Raw genomic sequence first — 664 nt, 5'->3', positions numbered from 1 at the left:
CGCTGCTGACAATAATTCGCTCACCTTCGGTACTGAACAGTTTAAGGTCATCACTCAGTTTCTGTTGACGGTCGAGTATTACCCGTGCAGGTTGGCGAACTTCCGTCAGCTCATAGTGCGCTTGAACACTCTGCGGCAAATCATCCCAACGAACGTTGAGAGAAGCGTTATCATCCATCACTGTTTTGCTTGTAGACAGAATGCCACCGCTTTGCGCTCGATAACACTGCACGTCTTGGCGAGCCTGTGGGGAGGTGATCCATTGGCTCTTGCCATTACTTAGCGCACTCTGTCCATCTAAGCTTGCTGCCATTTTTAATTGGATAAATGGCATGCCTGTTTGCATGAATTTAATGAAGCCACGATTGAGCTCAATCGCATCGTTTTCTAACAATCCAACCTGAACCTCGACCCCGGCTTCACGTAGCATTTGGATGCCACGTCCAGCCACTTTTGGATTCGGATCTTCCATCGCACACACTACTCGCGCCACTTTGGCTTTTATCAACCCTTCAGCGCAAGGTGGCGTGCGTCCATAGTGGGAGCACGGTTCAAGGGTAACGTATGCCGTTGCACCTTCAGCTTTATCACCAGCCATGCGCATCGCGTGCACTTCAGCATGAGGCTCTCCAGCGCGATGATGATAACCTTCACCAATGATCAC

Annotated in this window: 1 protein-coding gene; it reads right to left on the bottom strand. The window is 50.3% G+C overall.

What is annotated here, in order from left to right:
• A partial coding sequence (gene ribD / locus R7040_RS27055) for a bifunctional diaminohydroxyphosphoribosylaminopyrimidine deaminase/5-amino-6-(5-phosphoribosylamino)uracil reductase RibD (protein ID WP_318097685.1) occupies positions 1-664 on the bottom strand: 664 nt, incomplete at both ends.

This window comes from Vibrio sp. 1069, assembly GCF_033340555.1.
This window is presented reverse-complemented; position numbering and strand designations above follow the sequence as displayed.